We start from the raw sequence: 19,633 nt of genomic DNA, 5'->3' as shown, positions 1-19,633 counted from the left end.
AAAAATTGAGTCAAGAGGTATTATAGAATAACAAATTTATATTTAATAATACAATGCAAGATTTTAGAAAGATTTATAATCATCTAACTTTTTACATATAATAAATCTGAGATCTGACCAAAATGAGTGAAAACCCATTTTTGATTTAGAATTTAGACTTTCGACACTTAGATACAGTTAGAGAGAATCCATGATTATTTATGAAAATTTAAGGGAATTTGGGGAAAACATATGGAGTACAGATTTCGATCAGCATCTGTTAGCAAAATTGCATCATCAATTAATACAGATGATGTCAATCAAATAATAAACAGTCCCTTTAATCCTTTGATCTCAGACGAAGGTTTCTCGTTATTAAGCAACAATTCAGATAAGTTATTTTGTTTCCAATATTTACGAGAAGTTCCAATTACCTATGGGGAATATAATAATGGATACTGCAAAAGGACAGAAAAAGTAATTAGGGAAACCAATTTCCAATTGGACCTAGAAAACAAAATGATGATTATTTTTTCAGGAAAAAAACAAAGTGACTTTCTTTTGAAAAGGCTCTCGAATATCTTTGGAATATCTTTCTATGTTCTGGAAATAGATTTTCAAAAATTACTTAATTTGTTAACTAATTCAAAGTTTATTGTGAGAAGTGAACAAGCAGTTATCAATGGATTTAATTATGGCGATTTGATGGTGGGTAAATATATTGCTAATATAAAAGACAAAGAAATCCTTCTAAGTGTTATAGCTAAATATGGAAAAAAAGTGGAAAAGATAAAATTATCCTTAGAAAGTTACGATGGAAATACTTCATCTATTACAATTCACAAAAATGGATCCTTTCTATTTAAAAACTGCAGAAAAGATAACATCGACATTATCATCCATTTTGTTCACCACATCGATTCAGGAGATCTATAAATGGTTAATCTGGAAGGCCCTGAAGGAAAAAATATACTTGGTTCTTTTACCGAAAATGAAATAGAGTCTTTTTTTTCAAAATTTGTAAAATGGAATTTACTTTATAAAAATGTAGATGTCAAATCCTTGTTAAAGATTGATGATGATAAAGAGGAAAATAGGGGATTTGATTTCATTTATGAACTATATGAACCATTTGAATCAGGAAATCATGGTATAATTATCGAAAGTAAAAAGATTGATAATCCAACTCTATTTAATAAAAGTAGGCTTTCCAAAGACATTGACTCATTAAAGCAAAAAATACAGAACGCGAGTAAGTCGAAAGAATTACGTGATGATGAAAAAATAAAGAAGAATAACATTCATTATTTTAAGTATGGGATTCTTTGTTATCGGTTTCATGAGTTTGATCTCGATAAATATCAAAAAGTATTGAAAGAATATAAGATAATCGAGACCAAAAAGGGGAATAATTTCCCAACAATATTTATTCTAACAAATGATAGATTAAGTGCCTTTATAAATTTAAAAAGAGACTATGTTCAAAATCTTACATTGAAATATTATTATCCTTATTATAATGTCAACCAATGGATGAAGCTGGATGAAAGATTATCATTGTTTTACCTATTTTCAGATATAATTCCATTTGAATTGGATGATAAAAAGTATGCAATCTCTTTTGACAAACCCTCTTTAAAATCACTTGAATTGGTTGAAAATTTTTGCGGGAGATATAATCACAATATTTTCGAGGTCTTGTTAGCAAAGGGTGATTATAGACAAAAATCTCTGTATGAACAATACAAAGTAGAATGGGAAAAAAGAGCTGAAAAGGAAATTAATTTAAATTGTTTGGATAGCAACATGAATCTATCTTTAGATATATCAGGAGTTTTTACTAAATGAGTGGAACTAAAGAAAATAGCTTATTTAAAGACTACCATACTCTTCAGCTTTTCTTTAGTAGCAACCATATAAGGCTCCATAGTGCTCAAGAGTATTTTAAAGAGAGAGGTGTTTTTGCATTTGCAAACGAAAAAGACGCGATGGCCAGCCTTGCATCAAATTTTTTTATAGGCATTGATTCTCAAGAAAATTTATTGAAATACACAGGTGTAAAAGCTTTCCCAAAGCTTTCGGGATTCATTTTGGAAGCAGACGTTGATGTTACACTGGAAAATCTCTATGATTATCTAAGCACTCACATAGGTAACGAATTTGGAGATATAAAAGAAAGCAAAATTACTCACATTGTTCCAGAGCCTAACAAATTAAGTATAGACATTGAATATTTTATTGATGAAGTAACTAGCTATAATATATTTGAAACTGTAAAAAGAGAAGCAAATTTTGAGATTTCAAAAATCGGAAATACATTCATAGCTACATTAATACTGAATCGTGATACTGACTATTCTGTAGTATTTGGCATCCTTAGTAGCATTATTTCTAATGATTCAGATCTAAAATTGAAGCTTATTGAAAGTGATTTGTCTATAATTCCCACGACTGATAAAAGACATGAGTTCTTCAGAGAACTTATGAAGGTATTAGATAAAGAGTATGAAGTTCTAGGAATAATTAAATATAATCGGAATAAAGCAGATGACCTGAACACATCTGATTCCTTCGAAGATAACCATCTAAAAGGAAGCCAAGAAGTAAAACGTATGGATATAAACGAAATATTGGAAAACCTTAAAAAACGTAGTGCTTTCCTTGAGGGTGCAAACATAATTCTTCACGATCGCAGATCAAGTCGCTTATTTGTTGTTCAACTACTGTCTAAAAGTAACAAGAGAAGATTTGAGATTGGATTATCGGGGGATGTAAAAAAATATGAAGAGCCCGATACTCTTGAAAAAGTACTTACAAAAAGCGACATCAATGATTTAGACTCAGATCATTTAACTGAAAGTGATAAGCAAAGTATTCTTAAAGAAATATGGAACATTGTCTCAAGACAATTCTATGAATATAAAGTAAAATGGTTGGAATCGTCTAAACAAATTATATAACCCATAAATATTAAGAAGAATTGGAATCTTAATCCTCCATGTCTGCAAACCTGCTAAACCTAGCTTTGTATTTACATTTCCTTGTCAAGTTTACAACCACATCCCAACCATAGAATTGCATAAAACCGTAATTAATCACAACCCCACCACCGGAAGCCTCGCCGGCGTCAGTGCATCCAGCAGCAGGTGAGTAACATACCCCACTCCTGCAAAGAAAAGACCGAAAGTGACCTCATCCCCGAGGCCGGCAGTCAGGATTCTTGTGTAGGTGTAAGCCAGGAACAGCAATACCAGCGCCAGGAAAAGGACCGAATGGAAAAACTTCCTGTGGCGGCTGCTTTTCGGGCGCTCGACCACATCGGGCAGCACGGCTCCGACAGCCGAGGATGCCAGGGCAATCGTTAGAACCCAGAAACTGCTGACAAGGCCTTTTGAAATCAGGTACGAAAGGATAATTAAGGAAATCAGCACTCCAAAGGTCAGATGCGTTTTCCTTCTCGCTATAATGTCCCCCAATTCTCTTTTTACTCACCCTTCCCTTTTCTACTTTTTGCTGCATCCGAATTATAATTCTGCCCTGAATAGTGCGGAACAATTTCAGGGAAAAATTGCCGTACATCAGGGGACTTTGTAGACCAGAAAATAAGCAAAAGCGCTCAAAACCAGCCTGATCGAAGAAAAAACGATCGAAACCATTGAGAACGCCAGCAGGTAAACGTTGAGGGCCAGGATCTCCATGAAGAAGCCGGAAAGGTCGGCGTTGAGGACAAGGGCAACCAGATTTATCAGGAAAATAAGGGTGAAGATTGTAACCAGGCCCCTTGAAGCTCCTTTAAGGTCCTCCTTGCTGAGAGCGATGTGGGAGGAGATGCCGATTGCCAGGGCAAAATAGATCCAGAAATTGAGGGAAGCCACGTTTTCCGCAGAAAATATGCTGGCAAAGAGCTCGCCAGTCAGTACGAAAATATTTACCAGTGTGCCGGAATCAAGCTGGCCGGTATCGAGAGTAAGGTAGTTTCCAAACCTGGCAAAAGAGTCGGGAAGCAGCAGGTACATCCCCAGGACCAGGGCAGCCGTGCCGCTGAAGATCGGGCCCATGCCTATGAAAAAGTTCCCAATATTCTGGTAAAGGCTTTTCCGGTTCCAGGTGTGCTGGACCGAACCCAGGACTCCGTTTCGGGCTTTCAGGTCGACCAGCTTGAAATCCTGGATCTTGTGCCTGAACAAAATACACATCAGCAGGTGGCCGAGCTCGTGGACCGGGGTGCCTATCCAGGCGGTCAGCATGATGCCTTTCCAGCCGAACACCCTCTGGATGTAGAAGTTGGCCCTGTTTCCGATAATGCCGAGGACCAGGCCTATGAGGATCAGGAGGCCTGTGACGTAGAAGGTTTCGAACAGGCTTAATTTCAGAATTGTCAATAGTGTGTTTTCCAACTTTTAACTCCAGTGAATTATGAACAGGAACCTTACCTGAATCTATGACTTAAATTATAATGAGGCTTTTTGTAACTAAAATTAACCCCGATGCGGGCAGTACTCTCCCCACGGCAAAAAAACCCAGCCGATTATGAAAAAAGAAAAAAATAAAGGCAAAAGGAAACTGGTAAACGGAAACTATAAGGTTGATTAAGATCCGGAAATCAGTTCTGGCTCGCAACATCAAACCAGACAGGTGTTTTGTCCTCCGGGTCGCAGTTGTAGTTTATTGTGATTTCTTCATTTTGCTGGATGTCTCTTATGCAGACGTATTTCAAAAGGCCGTTTTTGAGGTCTTTTTCGTATTTTGCGTTCGGGGTGTACGAGTGGTTGTATAAGGACCCGTAACCCAGGGCAATCGCTGCTTCTCTTGAGTCGGAACCCCAGGCGAAGTAGTAATTGAAGAGCTTTGTGTGTTCCAGAATATCTACTTCTTCCGGGGGAAGGACTATGACGGGACAGGTTTCTATGATTTCGCCTTTTTCGAAATTTTTCTGTGCAAATACGCCTTTACCTTTGCCGGGTGCGTCTTTAACACTTATCAGTGACATGAGATCAGGCTCCTGTAACTTCTTCTGCGTTGCCTGTTAATTATTCCATTATGTGGCAAAGGCTAAGGATTTATAGGTTTCCGTCCGCAAGGTTCTCAGGAGATTGTCGATGGAAGACAACTTTTTACCATAAAATGTTGCTATTTTTACTAATTCCATATAGAGATCATAGACGTTTTGGAAAGGCAAGGAAGCAAAAACAGCAACGTTTTCGTATTATGTTGCTATCACACGACACCCACGCAAACCCCAACATGATCCAACAGGCAACCGGGCAAAAGGGCTTCTAGGCTTCCAGGCTTCAACTTCACTACTGAGAATTTCCGCCCAATTTCGCACGATCAGGTCAAAGGTAAGGGTAATACATCATTCACGCTTAAAAGTCAACAAAACGGACGAGAAAAATAGACCATCTCACACTACACACACCAGATATCCTACTTCACAAATAAAAGGTCAGAATGGACGGCTTTGGGGGTGGTTTCGGTGTTTCAGATATCGAAGTAACATGTATAAGATTTAGAAACTTGTGCTGTTGAAAATCACATTCTTGCTTGATGTTTATAACTTTGGTCTGGCTACTTTATAACTAAGCAATTATTTTCAACCCATACAAAACAGCGAAGAGCCGAAAAATATGTAAGGATGAGCAGGGAGTTAAAAGAGATTCTTGATTCTGAATCGAAATCTAGTCAATTGTATATAAATATTGTTAACTTTAAAGAGCCTATATACAAGATATTTGATAATACTTGTGTATTACAATTAATAATTAAATTAAATTAAATTAAAAATCTTTTTGTATGATTGAATCCTACTTTCATTGGAGTTAGTAGGTTGGTAATGACTATATAGTTCAACGGGAACGATCTCATTAGGCAATCTTCCAAATAGCATCATAAAGAATATTAGGTGAGATAATGAGTGTTGTAACTGATAGATTTAAGCAACTAAGAGAAAATCTAAAAAATGGCGAAGATGTAGTTGCAAGGCCAGATGGGAGCCTTGGGAGTGCTGAAGAAGGAGATAGAGGAATAAGAGTACCTGAAGGTAAATTAGCCTAAATTTTTTTATTTTTTGCAATAAGGTCATAATTAGTACAGTATTTAGATACATAAATCTCAGAATATTGGTATTAGGGGATTCAGTAATATGACAAAAAGTAGCGTATGCTATGTTCAAAGCAGAAAAGATAAAGAAAAGATGATAGTAGTACCTAAAGGGGAACTCGCTGCTTTTTATTGGTACGACACAAATCGTCAATTGCTTGATTATGAAATAAAAGCAATGATTCGAAATTTTCCACAGTTTGAGTTAGCAGAGGTGGGAGATGGAAGAATTATGTGGCATGGTACACTAAAATCGAATAGAGGAGTCTTATGGACCCTTGCTGCGATTTACGAAAATAATCACCCAAATAATGATGATTATGGGGGATCAATAAAAGTGTACGCGATTAAACCAGATTTAAACCAAATAATCGCTCAATATGGCACAATACCACATACCGTAAGGGATAGTGAAGGAATATATTATTTGTGTACTGTTGATCCAAAAAATTTTATTGCAAGAAGAGACAACAGAGGAAGGGTTTTAGAAGCATCAACTGCTGTTAGTGCATTAGGTTGGGCATCCAAATGGATATTCTTATTTGAATCTTGGATACATGGAGATATATCGGAAAGAGAATTTGCATCTCACGATTATTAGAGGTTTCCACATGCATTTAAAAAAAAAGAGAGAAGATCACATTATTTTCTCAAAAAGAGCATTTACAGATATCTTGCTGGAAACAAAAGAAAGAATATCCACAGAAACGGGTGGACTTTTTATAGGAAAAAAGATTAATAATTACTGGATTGTCCTTGAAACTATTGATCCTGGACCCAAATCTTTTTTTTCACAAGCATATTTTGAATATGATCATGAATATCAAACACATTTAGCAAACAAAATAGCAAGGAGATATGGCGGATCGCTTGTAATACTTGGTTTGTGGCACCGTCATCCAGATTCATTCAATGATTTTTCTGGCACCGATTTAGCTACGTTTTCAAATTTCATAAAAATTTCTCCAGAAGGAATTATTTCTGCATTAGTTAATATGATGCCTGATTTCAAGTTTACTCTGTACTTTTTTGAAGCAAATAATCAATATCGTAAAATTAATTATGAAATAATGGAGCATGAATTATTGCTATCTAAGTTTAATATAAAAGAATTTACGCTCAAAGAAGTTTTAGAAACAATTAATGGGAATAATAAGACAATAAATGAAAATTATGCTGCAAGAACAATTGATGTAAACCTTTCATTTTTCCCAACCAAATGTACAGAAAGAAGCAATAATGGACTTCTAGTACAAAAGCATAGTCTATGGTATCAAGATTTTCCAGAGTTACTGAAATATGAGAAAAGACTTATGGAAAGATTGTTCCCACAATTTGAACTTGAAACTTTACCAGATGGAAAAATGATGTGGCTAGGCACCGTCAAATCTCCAAAAAAAAATAATTGGCTCCTAGCAATTATTTACCAAGATTTTTACCCTCAAAAAGAAAATGGAGAACATCCTATAAGAGGATATATAGTAAATTCAGAAAAAATAATTAGTACAGATAATATTCCTTACCTGAGAAAAGATGATAATGGCGAATTCTATATTCAGCAGGATGTTAAAAATGTCAAAGAAAATAATTTTAGTGTTTCTCAAAATGCCGTGAATTCGTTATCATTTGCAATTAATTGGATAAAATCTTATGAATCATGGACAGAAAAAGAAATTACACTAGATGAATTTGAATCACTATATTGTGACCATTCTAAAAGGAGTGGAATATAAATGCTTCCTAAACCGACGATTTACTTACCTCTGAAATATATAGAACAAAGGAATTCATATGATTTATATGGATATTACAATAAATCCACAAATTCATATAATGTAATAACAGGTATTGAAACAGATGGCCTAGAGTACTTAGGTGCAATTGAAAAAAGTACTACAGTGAATACAACACATCAAATAAATGGTGTTTATGCTGAAAATGGAGATCTAGTATTCAAAACTAGTATTAATGAAGATTGCAACATTGAACCATATTCTCTTGTTAATGATATTTTTTCTCGAAATACAGGAATTATTGAAAGTTCTAAATTCCTGAAAAAAAATGTGTTAATAGCAGGGTGTGGATCAGTTGGGAGTTTAATTGCAATTGAGCTGGCAAAATTGGGTATTGGAAATTTCGTATTAGTCGACAGTGATATTTTAGCTTATCACAATATTTGTCGTCACCAATGTGGGATTAAAGATGTGGGTAAATACAAAGTTAACGCTGTTGAAGAAGCTATCCACAATATAAATTCGTCTGCAAAAATTGCCACTTTCAAATCTCGGATTCAAAGCCTTTCGGAAGACGACTTTAAAAATATCAGTGAAAAAGGAATAGAATTAATAATTGGAGCCACCGACAATCGAGAAAGTGACTTGTATGCTAATAGGATATCACAGCTTTTAGACATCCCTTTTGTAAGTATTGGTTTCTGGGAAAGAGCTTTTGCAGGAGAAATATTTTATTCCCTACCAGGATTAACAGCTTGTTACAATTGTGTTTTTGGTGAAAGAAATATATTAAGCAATCGAGTGTCTGTGAATAGACACGTTTATTCATTTGAAGAAGACGAAGCAAAAATAGCATATGAACCAGGTATCTCGTTAGATATTAACTTTATTACTATAATAGGATTGAAGATTATTGTTGATTTACTAAATAGAAACGATAGCGAATATGTACCGAAAGTGATTAATTCATTGAAAAATTTCACGCTTGTTTGCAACAATAATGATAAGCGAATGGGAGGGGAACTGGCAATGATTTTTGATCATCCTCTACAAATTACACGTTCGATAGTGACAAAACATCGTGAAAATTGTGACCATTGTAAAGTAAGAGGTAAGTTTTACACATAAATTTTGGCAAGATGATATGATAGATAATAAAAAGATAAGAGATAATTTATATATAAACGAAGTTGTTGTGAAAGTAGTAACTAAATACTCTATTTTGCCTAAATACCTAGTATTTACAAATCAAAGAGTGATGTTTTTCTCTGAAAATTTATTTGGAAACTACTATATGCAAGATCTACCTTACTCTAAGATGCTCAATATCCTTTATCATAAAGGAATTTTTGGATGTGAATTTATATTCAGAGGAAAAACAAACTTAATAGTTTTTTCATGGGCAGCAAAAAATGACTACACTGATTTAATGAAAAAAGTAAACAACTTTGTTAACAATTATTCAGTAATGCCTATGTCCATTTTAAAAAACAAAAGCTTGTTTACAGAGGACATATATATGAGAAATCAGGAAGAAATTGCTGTTAGGACATAATAAAATGTAAAAAAAGATATATGGGGATTTGAACTTAACTGAGAAAGAAATGGGAATGGATAAAAAATCTACAACTGTAAACTATTAGAATTTTCCACCTGTGTCCATAAAATAATAGGTAAATATTGGCTCTGTGGAAATACTCATTTTGACAACAAGTAAAATCTTGAAATACTTTCAAGGTATATTTTCATAAAAATAGGAGATATCTACAGAGCCGCTAAACCAGCATTTTGGATTTCAGCAAAATTGTAAATGAACAATCATTCACCAATCGTGTTTTTATAAGACGATTTTCAGGCAATGACCCACGGAAACACACAAAAAATTTGTAGGCAATAAGTATACCTGAAGGCTAGCCGTAACATACTTATAGATTTCCGTCCGAAAGGTTCTCGAGAGATTCACGGGCAACCGAAGCCCATCTTATACATGAAACTTTATCCCGGTGTGGTTCAGCAAACTGTAAGCCCGGACTTTGATAAAATCCGTTATAACAAAGGCAGTCAACGAATATCCCCAGACAAAAAGGGCAAGTTTCCAGCCCATTGCAGGAAGCAGGAACCCATACACGGTAATGAGCGTGGCAATTAACTGTGTAACTATTACTGCTGCAAATAAGGGTTTGGCCGGCTTTACCGACCAGAAGTAGCCCTTTGTCCTTGCCACAAATATTGTTAAGTGGCCAGCCACGGAAAGTTTGAGGTATATGAAAGACTGGAGGACTTCATGGGAAAGCTGGAAAACGTGGAGGCCTATGTACAGGATTCCAAATGAACTGATAACCCCGACAACCCCGAGAAGGGTTGCCATGCTCATCAAAGTCCGCATGTCCCATTTTTCCGGCAGGTCGGAGTATTTGACATTATCATAAGCAATGGTCATTATCGGGGCATCATTCAAAAGCGCCAGCAAAACTATCATCAGGGAAGTTACGGGATAGAACTTGAACACCAGGATTGAAAGCGTTATGAAAAGCAGGACCCGGTTTGTTTCGGTAATGCGGTACAGGGCATAATTGTTCATCCGCTGGAAGATCTTCCGGCTCTCCTTGAGCGCATTGACGATGACGGAAAGCCCGGGCTTTGTCAGCACGATGTCAGCGGCGGACCTGGCCGCATCCGTGGCTCCTGCAACAGCAATGCCTGCATCCGCTTTTTTCAGGGCTGGCGCGTCATTGACCCCGTCTCCGGTCATGCCTATGATGTGGCCCCTGTGCTGCAGCAACTCCACGATATGGTACTTATGCTCCGGGAACACCTGGGCAAAACCGTCCGCAGCTTCGACTATTTCCTCTGCTTTTCGGTCGGGCAGGTCCAGAAAGGACGTTGCAAGCATGATGTCCGGCTTTAAGTTTACCTGCCTGGAAATTTCCTTTGCAATCGCGAGGTGGTCTCCGGTAATCATTTTTACGTCCACGCCCATAGCCTGCGCAGTCCTGATGGTCTCTGCGGAATCCTCACGGGGCGGGTCGTAGAGGGCAAGGAGCCCGGCAAAATGCCAGTTCCCCCGGGCATCGGTTTTTCCAACCCCCAGAGCCCGGTACCCCCTGGAAGCAAACTCGTCAACGAATTCCTCAACCCGGGATTCGGGTGTATCCTCACCTTCCACAGTAACTTTACTGTCCGTGGCAACTTCACCGTCCAGGAGAGCCGAAACTGCCTGGGGCGCCCCCTTTGTTACCAGAAACCTGTTGCCTGCAGAGTCCTCGACGGTGGCTTCGGTCCTTTTCGAAACAGGGTCAAACGGCTTGAATGAAAGTACCCTGTAGCTTCCGGCAAGTCCGGAAAAACCCTGCAGGGTCTTTGTTCCGGCAAGAATTGCATCATCAATCGGGTCCCCGTCCTCTTCCCTTGAAGCCAGGCTGGCAAAAAGAAGCACATCGTTTTCGGAAAAATCCTGAAAAGGGTTTATTTCGGTCAGGACAAGCTCGTTTTTGGTAATGGTCCCGGTCTTATCCGAACACAGGATATCCATCCCCGCCATTTCCTCGACAGCCGCAAGCTTACTGACGATAGCCCCGTCTCCTGCCAGGGTGATTGCACCTACTGCCATACTCACCGATAGAACTGCAGGCAGAGCTGCCGGGATTGCTGCTACAAGCAGGACAAGCGCAAACTGGAAAAATTCAAGCAAACTTTCGTGGCGGAAGAGCACCACAAGAAAAGTAAAGGCAACGAGTATAAGGGCAAAAACAATAAGGTAATCCCCTATCTTGATGACAGCCTTCTGGAAATGGCTCCGGGTCTTAGCCTCTTCGACCAGCTTTGCAGTCCTGCCAAAGAAGGTGTTCATGCCGGTTGCAACCACCAGTGCATCCATTTCCCCCTGCCGGATAACCGAGCCCGAGTATGCAACATCGGCCACATGCTTTTCCACAGGGAGAGATTCCCCGGTTAATGCGGACTCGTCTACCAGCAGGTAATCCCCGGCCGTGAGTTTTACATCCGCAGGGAAAATATCCCCCAGGCGGAGGCGAATCACATCCCCGGGCACTATTTCGCCGGCAGATACTTCAAGCCATTTGCTGTCGCGGAGTACCCTTGCTTTCAAAGCCAGTTTCTGCTTCAATAATTCAATAGCATTATCGGCTTTGTGCTCCTGCCAGAAGCCTACCGTGACGTTCAGCAGCAGCAGCGCAAGAATAATTGCAAAATCATCCCACCGTTGCAGGACTGCCGACAGGACTGCTGCAATTTCGATCATCCAGGGGATGGGACCCCAGAAATAGCCTAAAAACTTGACAAGCTCACTGGTTTTCTTTTCCGTGATTTCATTGGGTCCGTATTTTTGAAGCCTTTCTTTTGCCTCTGCAGCACCAAGTCCGCCTTCACCTGACTTGAGTTTCTCCATGAGGTCAGCTACAGATGCTTCTTTTGCTTCATCCGCACTAATGATATTTTCAATAAGAAAGATAGCTATAGGACGTCCCCCTTCCTTTCCCCCAGCTAATTAAATATACAACTCTATTATCTTATAGCTTTTATAGAAGCATCTATCCCATTATCCCTTTCATGTTCCCAACCCGGATGGGAAAAAAGACGAATTACCTTCTTAAATCCCTTGGGTAGAAAGATTCTTTTCTCTATTATTGAACTGCTCAATGATTTTTAATCTCCTAAGTCATTTCAGGATACAACAAGGACCTATAATTATCAACTATTTATATAATATTGAGTGCATATAATTCAATGTTGAGGGTGGGGTGATCAAAGATTATGCATTCTTTGTACGCCAAAGGCTGGTATAGTAAAGGTCTTGCTCTTTTAAATAGCGGGCGGGAAGAAGAAGCTCTGGAGTCATTTAGGAACGCATTGGATGCATTTGAAGATATTTTATATGAAATGAGTCAAAAAAATGCAGAAGCCTGGTATTACAAAGCCGAGATTATAACGTTCATTGAAGGCGGTGTTAAAGCCTTATATTCTTATAAGAAGGCAATCGAACTCCAACCGGAGAATATCTATTTTTGGATTGCAAAAGCTCGTTTATTATATAATCTCGGAGAACTTACAGACGATTATGACGAAGCTTATATCAAGGTACTCGAACTCCAGCCAGAAAACATCGATGATTGGATTGCGAAAGCTGATTTTTTTCTCTTATCTGAGAGAATTTCAAAGAGCATCAGAGGCTTACGAAAAGGCACTTGAAATACAGCCAGATAATGTAAATCTGTGGATTGCAAAAGCTCGTTCATTATATAATCTCGGAGAAACTACAGAAGATTATGACGAAGCTTATAACAAGGTACTCGAATTCCAACCAGAAAACATCGATGATTGGATTGCGAAAGCTGATTTTTTCTCTTATCTGGGAGAATTTCAAAGAGCATTAGAGGCTTACGAAAAGGCACTTGAAATACAGCCAGATAATATATATCTGTGGATTGCAAAAGCTGAGTTTTTAATCAATTTCGAAGAGCTTACAGAAATTTATGAAAAAACTTATAACAAGATAATCAAACTGCAGCCAAAAAACAGCTACGTTTGGATTGCGAAAGCTGATTTTTTCTCTTATCTGGGAGAATTTCAAAGAGCATTAGAAGCTTACGAAAAGGCACTTGAAATACAGCCAGATAATATATATCTGTGGATTGCAAAAGCTAGTTCATTATATAATCTCGAAGAATTCCAAAAAGCGTTAGAAGTTTATGAAAAAGCAATTGAAATACAGCCAGAAAACATCGATGCTTGGATTCTGAAAGCTAAGTTATTATTTTATCTGGGAGAATTTCGAAGAGCATCAGAGGCTTACGACAAGGCACTTAAAATACAGCCAGATAATATATATCTGTGGATTGCAAAAGCCAGTTCATTATATGATTATGGAGAGTTCCAAAAAGCGTTAGAAGTTTATGAAAAAGCAATTGAAATACAGCCAGATAATATATATCTGTGGATTGCAAAAGCTGAGTTTTTACTCAATTTCGAAGAGCTTACAGAAATTTATGAAGAAGCTTATAACAAGGTACTCGAACTGCAGCCAGAAAACATCGATTCTTGGATTGCGAAAGCTGATTTTTTATTTGATAGGTGGGAATTTAGAAGAGCATTAGAGGCTTATGAAAAGACACTTGAAATGCAGCCAGAAAACTTCTATGCTTTGATCGGCAAAGGTGATTCATTATTATATCTTGGAAAATACGAAAAAGCTTTGAATGTCTATGATCAAACCCTCTTAATTTATCCTAAAAATCCTGCTGTGTTGACCAGTGAAGGTCTTGCTCACTTTTGCTTTAAAAATTATGATCGGGCTAGAATCTCTTTTAAAAAAGCTCTTGATATGGAATCCAATATCCCTGTCGCCTGGTATTTAAAGGGACTATTGTGCTTTCTTTTTGGAGAATATAAAAATGCTTATCAATCCTACCAGAGGGCAATTGATTTAGGTTTTACTGATCCTTCTTATTTAACCCCTGTACTTGACGTAGAAATATATAAAAAAGCTTTGAAAAAGTGTTATAAAGCAATTGAAAATAATCCTGAAGACCCATATTCATTATCAGGGATTGGGCTTACACATTTTTGTCTTAAAAATTATGACGAAGCAATAAGTTTTTTTGAAGAAGCTCTTAAAAAAGAACCTGACAATGCTGCCGATATTTATTACTATGTAAGTCAAGCCCATTATTATATAGGAGAGTGTAAAGAGTACTTACAAAATTACCAAAAAGCAAGTGACTTATCTTTCAATCCCCCAATGATAGGTCTTAATGTTAGTCTTGCTGTTAACTATTTAGAGAGATATGAAGATGCTTTAGTTGTCTATGGACAAAAAATCAAACAGAATCCAAGAGATCCTTATCCATGGATTGGAAAAGGTATCACTCTTTTCTGTCTCGGTAGATATGAAGATGCTTTGGAAGCATATGAAGAAGCCTTTAAAAGGGACTCTAGAATTATAGATGCCTGGATTTTCAAAGGCGAGACTCTTATTACTCTTGAAAAATACGAGGAAGCTGTGGAAGTATATAACAGAGTAATTTCTCGGGACCCTTATAACATCAAAGCCTGCATCTCCAAAGGTGAAGCTCTTAAATCCATGGGGAATCATAAAAAATCTTTGGAAGCATATGAAACGGCAATTTCTTGCAATCCAGAGAATCTGGAAGCCTGGGTTGGTAAAGGCGATTCATTATTTCAACTCAAAAGGTATGAGGAAGCTTTAGAAAGTTATAAGAGAGTACTTAAATGGTATCCAGAAGACATCGATGCTCTGACCGGAAAAGCTGAGTCTTTATTTATGCTTGAACAATACGATAAAGCTTTAGTAACATATGAAGAAGTTCTTCAATTGAACCAAGATTATATTTTTGCCTGGCTTGGCAGAAGTGATTCTTTACTTTATCAGAAGGAGTACGAAAAGGCCTTAGAAAGCTATTGCCATGTTTTTAAATTGGAAAAAGAGAACATTTTTGCTTGGGCTGGAAAAGGAGACTCATTATTATATCTTGGAATGTATAATGAAGCTCTGGAAGCTTATGAAAAAGTCACAGATTTGGTGCCAGATAATCCTGATGTATGGGTAAGTAAAAGCTCTGTTCTCTTATACCTCAAAAAATATCAAGATTCATTGAGAGCTATTGACAAGGCTATTAAATTGGACACAAAGAACGCCAGTTCTTTTTATTTAAGAGGACTTGTTCTCAGTGAACTTAAAAACTATGAAGAGGCGATAAAATCTTTTAGGGAAGTAATATCACTAGCTCCTCAAGATATAAATTTAAATGTAGATTGTTGGTACCATATAGGCCTTGCTTTTCGTAAGTGGAGGAAGTACGGTGAAGCAATAGAAGCTTTCGATCACGTACTGGAAGTTAATTCGAAGTACATAGATGCTCTCATGGAGAAAGGGCGCGTCTTTCACGAAAAAAGGGAATATAAAGAAGCGCTAATAACTTACAATCAAGTTCTTGAAATTGACTCGAAAAACATAGATGCTCTCATGGAGAAAGGGCGCATTTTTTACGAAAAACAGGAATGTGAAGAAGCGCTAAAAACTTATGATAAGGTTCTTGAAATTGACTCGAAAAACATAGATGCTCTCATGGAGAAAGGGCGTGTCTTTCACGAAAAAAGGGAATATGAGGAAGCGCTAAAAACTTATGATAAGGTTCTTGAAATTGACTCGAAAAACATAGATGCTCTCATGGAGAAAGGGCGCATTTTTTACAATCAAGTTCTTGAAATTGACTCAAAGAACAAAGATGCTCTCATGATGAAAGGGCGCATTTTTTACGAAAAAAGGGAATATGAAGAAGCATTGAAAGTCTTTGATCAAGTTCTTGAAATTGACTCCAAGAACATAGATGCTCTCATGGAGAAAGGGCGCATTTTTTACGAAAAAAGGGAATATGAGGAAGCGCTAAAAACTTATGATCAAGTTCTTGAAATTGACTCGAAAAACATAGATGCTCTCATGATGAAAGGGTGCGTTTTTTACAATCAAGTTCTTGAGATTGACTCAAAGAACATAGATTCTCTCATGGAGAAAGGGCGCTTTTTTTGCAAAATAGAGAAATATGAAGAAGCAGTAGAAGCCTTTGATCAAGTTCTTGAAATTGACTCCAATAACAAAGATGCTTTTAGAGCCATATGCAATATTTTTCCTGAAGCGGTAGAAAGTAAAAAAATATTAGAGGAAATTGACAAGGAACCTTGTGATGAACTTGATAAGCTTTCAAAAGTAGAGAAGAAAATAATAGAGGAGCTTGATAAGCTTTCAGATATTGACCAACAATGGATAGACGAAATAATTAGAAGTCAAATTATTGTTGACAATAAAAAATATTCCACGTACATCTCAACTTTGGCAAATGTAGACAACGAGATCCAGGAAAGTGGAAGTTCCTCATTTTCATGCCAATTCTATAGGGGGCTTATTCATTACAATTCTGAAAATTATGACGAAGCCATAGAATTTTTCGATGCAGCTATAACGCTTAAACCCGAATTTTCATTTCCATGGAACTACAAATCTCTTGCTTATTATGAAAAAAAAGAGTATGAGAAAGCTCATGAAACTATAAAAACATTCATAAGTTCCTCACAGAAAAATTCAAAAAATATTGTATCCCATATTATTTTAGGAAAGATTCTTTTAAACCTTGGAAATCTTGACGGTGCTGAAAAAGAAGTTAATGCCGTTCGGGGCTTGGATGACGTTAGAGATTACGAAAGAAGCCAAGCTTATTGTTTAGCAGGCCAAATCAAGATTGAAAGAGAAGATTATGATAACGCCAAAAATTGTTTTGAAGAAGCAATAAAGTTGTATCCAGAGTGTTTATTGTTTTTGCTCTGGCATACTTATTCCAGGTATCTCTATGTGGAATTCTCTTTACGCAGTAAGGCAAAATATCAGGAAGAGCTTCTTTCAATTATCAGAGATTTAGAGAAAGTATCTATTTTTTCAGAGGAATATGAAACCGAGAAAAAATTGACCCATAAGCGCTTGAAAATGGAAAAAAGCATTCTGGGAGATGTGCAAAAAGCTTTAAACTACCTATCAATAAATCCTGGATTCATAAGAAGCAAATTATCAAACTTGAATCTGCAACTGGTAGGCTATGAGAGTAAAGAGAAAAAGTCACATAGGGAAATAAGGGCATATACCTTATATTTTTTAGGTTGTTTTTATTACAAAATCAAAGACTTCTTTACAGCAAGCGAAAAATTGGAACAATGTATTAATTTGAAATCAAAGTTCCCAATGGAGGGAACTGCAAAAAAATTAATTGGTAATCTCTGGTCTTTTCAAATCAAGCCTTTCTGGTGGGAATGGTGGGTATCTTCGCCCACCAAACGTTGGACTAAAAGAATAATTTTTGCCATTATTTTACTGATCTTTTTTGGTGCGTTCTTAGGCCCCCTGTATGCTCTTTTGGCTAAAAAAGATATTAGTCTTCAAGATTATTTGCTATTAGTTTCAATTCCTGTGATTTTTTTGCTTTTTTTCTTACTATCCCCCAGTATCGAGCGTATTCGGGGAAAGGAACTTGAGATTGAAATGCAACATTCACCACCTCCATTCGAGTTTTACCCAGCAATGCCTCCATTCAAATTTGAAGAATTAAGACCTGAGGCTAAGGTACCGGAAGAAATGTACGAAAAAGAGTTACACATTAAACCTGGAAAATATACAACTGAATTAGAGAAGAAGAGAGCTGAGGAAATAGGCAAGAAAATAGAAGGAGAAGAGAAGCCACCAGAAGTATATAAAACAAGAGAAAAGAAAAGCAGGGTATAAAAAAAGGTTAAAGAGCGATTAAAATCTTCGTTCATTTGATCTTGCTTTTCGATACTCACTCAGTGGCCTTGCTCAGACTTCACCGCTTTCCTCCTTACTCCCCTTTTTCTTCACACTCCTCCAGTACCCCACTCCCACCAGCAGCAGCGGATAAAGCACCCACCAGCTGAACCCCGAAACCAGAAACGAAAGCGACACAAGCGAGAGCCCCGTAAAAACCCACCGCTTCCACCCGGTTTCGAGCTTCCAGTACGAAAGCACCACAAAAGCGTAAAGGAAAACAAAGTTCTGGTCCACGATGAGCACCATGGCTGAAATCGGGACTTTGAAGACATAGGTCGCAGCGATGAGGAGAAGAGAAACTGCATAAAGAGCAAGTAGAGCCTTGACAGGGATCGATCTTCCCGAGAGCTTGCCCAGGGATGCAGGGAAGATTCCCTCGTTTGCTGCGGAGTAGAGCAGACGGCTGGCTGTGAAGTTCCAGGAGCTTGCGTTTGCTACAAGGACTATTACGATCAGCAGGAGCAGCAGGTCCCCGCCCGGGGTGAGTTCGACCAGGCCTGCAAGGCCGGAAGCCCCTTTTAAGGAAACGCCGCTGACTTCGGCGCCGGCTGTTGTAAAGGCGAGCAGGAGGTAGATGAAGACCACCACGGCAAAACTCAGCCAGTAGACCCTGGGAACGTTTTTTTCCGGGGACTCTAGTTCACCTAAGGAGAAGGAAAAGCTTCCCCAACCCAGGAAAGCCCAGAAGAGGAGGGCTGCGATTGTCCAGAGCCTTTCGAATTCCACGCTGCCTTCTCCGGAAAGAGCCTGTGGGAGGAGGGAGAGGCCCGTGACAAAAAAGTCCAGGTTAAAGATGGAAATGACAAGGAGCAGAAGGACCAGGACCCCCAGGGCTGCGTAGTTGACGAGCGAAACCGCCCGGACGCCTGCAAGGTTGAAAAGGGTCATTGCGGTTACGACGAGCACGGCGAGAAACGGTACGTAATCAAAGGGCAGGGAAAAGAGGCGCTGAACATACTCAGCCCCGATAAGGGTGAGAGCTGGGATCCCGGGAACCGAGCCAAAGACCAGGTAGGCAACGGCATAGCCGCCCCAGGGGCCAACTGCTGCTTCGGCATAGCGGGCCAGGCCTGCACTTGTCGGGAATTTAAGGCCGAGGGTCGCAAAGATCCGGATCAAAGGAAAGACTGCGAGGGAAATCAAAATCCAGCCCAGGACAGCCTCATAGGGGTTTCCGATTTCCAGGACCAGGCCCGGGAGCCCGAGGAGGCCGGAGCCTATGACCATGGAAACCGCAAGGGCAGCTCCTCTCCAGAGTGTAATTTCTTTTCCAAGCCCGGAACCGGACGTGTTTTGGCCTCCTCCATGTGTCCTCGATGTTACTTTTCCCGATTTGCATAATGAGTTTGTTTTCAGGCCTTAAAGTTCTGGTGTTTGGGCTTCGTAGAAACTCTGGCTTTGTAGAAAACCTACCTGAATCAACCATTATAGGGTAGCTGTAACTCCGCTGTTCAGC

General features: G+C 38.4%; 15 protein-coding genes. 10 read left to right on the top strand and 5 right to left on the bottom strand.

What is annotated here, in order from left to right:
• Positions 1-231 precede the first annotated feature (231 nt).
• The 3 genes from FTO70_RS10990 to FTO70_RS10980 are packed head-to-tail and all read left to right on the top strand — an operon-like array spanning position 232 to position 2,939.
• The gene (locus tag FTO70_RS10990; protein WP_255335802.1) at positions 232-915 is read left to right on the top strand and encodes a hypothetical protein; all 684 of its coding nucleotides are present in this window, start codon (positions 232-234) and stop codon (positions 913-915) included.
• Positions 916-1,827: a hypothetical protein gene (locus FTO70_RS10985; RefSeq protein WP_255335801.1), complete on the top strand. Its 912-nt coding sequence runs from the start codon at positions 916-918 to the stop codon at positions 1,825-1,827.
• The gene (locus tag FTO70_RS10980) at positions 1,824-2,939 is read left to right on the top strand and encodes a hypothetical protein (protein WP_255335800.1); all 1,116 of its coding nucleotides are present in this window, start codon (positions 1,824-1,826) and stop codon (positions 2,937-2,939) included. The genes FTO70_RS10985 and FTO70_RS10980 overlap by 4 nt, the downstream gene beginning before the upstream one ends.
• A gap of 135 nt (positions 2,940-3,074) precedes the next feature.
• Here FTO70_RS10980 and FTO70_RS10975 read toward each other — a convergent pair whose 3' ends face one another.
• The 3 genes from FTO70_RS10975 to FTO70_RS10965 form a co-directional block, all read right to left on the bottom strand.
• The gene (locus FTO70_RS10975) at positions 3,075-3,455 is read right to left on the bottom strand and encodes a metal-dependent hydrolase (RefSeq protein WP_255335799.1); all 381 of its coding nucleotides are present in this window, start codon (positions 3,453-3,455) and stop codon (positions 3,075-3,077) included.
• A gap of 102 nt (positions 3,456-3,557) precedes the next feature.
• Entirely contained in the window at positions 3,558-4,376 is an 819-nt protein-coding gene (locus FTO70_RS10970; RefSeq protein ID WP_255335798.1) for a hypothetical protein, read from the bottom strand.
• A 206-nt stretch (positions 4,377-4,582) separates the two neighbouring features.
• Positions 4,583-4,969 (bottom strand): SET domain-containing protein, encoded by a 387-nt coding sequence (locus tag FTO70_RS10965; protein ID WP_255335797.1) that lies wholly within the window; start codon positions 4,967-4,969, stop codon positions 4,583-4,585.
• Positions 4,970-5,889: 920 nt separating this feature from the next.
• Between FTO70_RS10965 and FTO70_RS10960 the strand changes: the two genes are divergently transcribed.
• The 5 genes from FTO70_RS10960 (at position 5,890) to FTO70_RS10940 (ending at position 9,366) form a co-directional block, all read left to right on the top strand.
• A complete protein-coding gene (locus FTO70_RS10960) occupies positions 5,890-6,033 on the top strand; it encodes a hypothetical protein (RefSeq protein ID WP_255335796.1) in 144 nt (47 codons plus the stop codon).
• 88 nt (positions 6,034-6,121) lie between these two features.
• Complete coding sequence (locus tag FTO70_RS10955) at positions 6,122-6,679, top strand: hypothetical protein (protein WP_255335795.1); 558 nt, start codon at positions 6,122-6,124, stop codon at positions 6,677-6,679.
• Positions 6,680-6,689: 10 nt separating this feature from the next.
• A complete protein-coding gene (locus FTO70_RS10950) occupies positions 6,690-7,811 on the top strand; it encodes a Mov34/MPN/PAD-1 family protein (RefSeq protein ID WP_255335794.1) in 1,122 nt (373 codons plus the stop codon).
• Positions 7,812-8,939, top strand: coding sequence for a ThiF family adenylyltransferase (locus FTO70_RS10945; protein WP_255335793.1), 1,128 nt, complete (start codon positions 7,812-7,814; stop codon positions 8,937-8,939). It abuts the gene before it with no gap.
• Positions 8,940-8,955: 16 nt separating this feature from the next.
• Positions 8,956-9,366, top strand: a complete 411-nt coding sequence (locus FTO70_RS10940) for a PH domain-containing protein (RefSeq protein WP_255335792.1) — start codon at positions 8,956-8,958, stop codon at positions 9,364-9,366.
• A 426-nt stretch (positions 9,367-9,792) separates the two neighbouring features.
• On the opposite strand, the gene FTO70_RS10935 is transcribed toward FTO70_RS10940, so the two are convergent.
• Positions 9,793-12,261, bottom strand: a complete 2,469-nt coding sequence (locus FTO70_RS10935; protein WP_255335849.1) for a plasma-membrane proton-efflux P-type ATPase — start codon at positions 12,259-12,261, stop codon at positions 9,793-9,795.
• A 323-nt stretch (positions 12,262-12,584) separates the two neighbouring features.
• On the opposite strand from FTO70_RS10935, the gene FTO70_RS10930 reads away from it, so the two are divergent.
• Complete coding sequence (locus tag FTO70_RS10930; protein WP_255335791.1) at positions 12,585-13,019, top strand: tetratricopeptide repeat protein; 435 nt, start codon at positions 12,585-12,587, stop codon at positions 13,017-13,019.
• Entirely contained in the window at positions 12,937-18,114 is a 5,178-nt protein-coding gene (locus FTO70_RS10925; RefSeq protein ID WP_255335790.1) for a tetratricopeptide repeat protein, read from the top strand. The genes FTO70_RS10930 and FTO70_RS10925 overlap by 83 nt, the downstream gene beginning before the upstream one ends.
• Before the next feature lie 72 nt (positions 18,115-18,186).
• On the opposite strand, the gene FTO70_RS10920 is transcribed toward FTO70_RS10925, so the two are convergent.
• Entirely contained in the window at positions 18,187-19,440 is a 1,254-nt protein-coding gene (locus FTO70_RS10920) for an amino acid permease (protein ID WP_255335848.1), read from the bottom strand.
• Between the last annotated feature and the right edge of the window lie 193 nt (positions 19,441-19,633).

The sequence above is a fragment of the Methanosarcina sp. KYL-1 genome (assembly GCF_024372725.1).
GTDB lineage: Archaea > Halobacteriota > Methanosarcinia > Methanosarcinales > Methanosarcinaceae > Methanosarcina.
The sequence above is the reverse complement of the archived record's forward strand: the minus strand, read 5'-3'. Positions and strand labels throughout refer to the sequence as shown.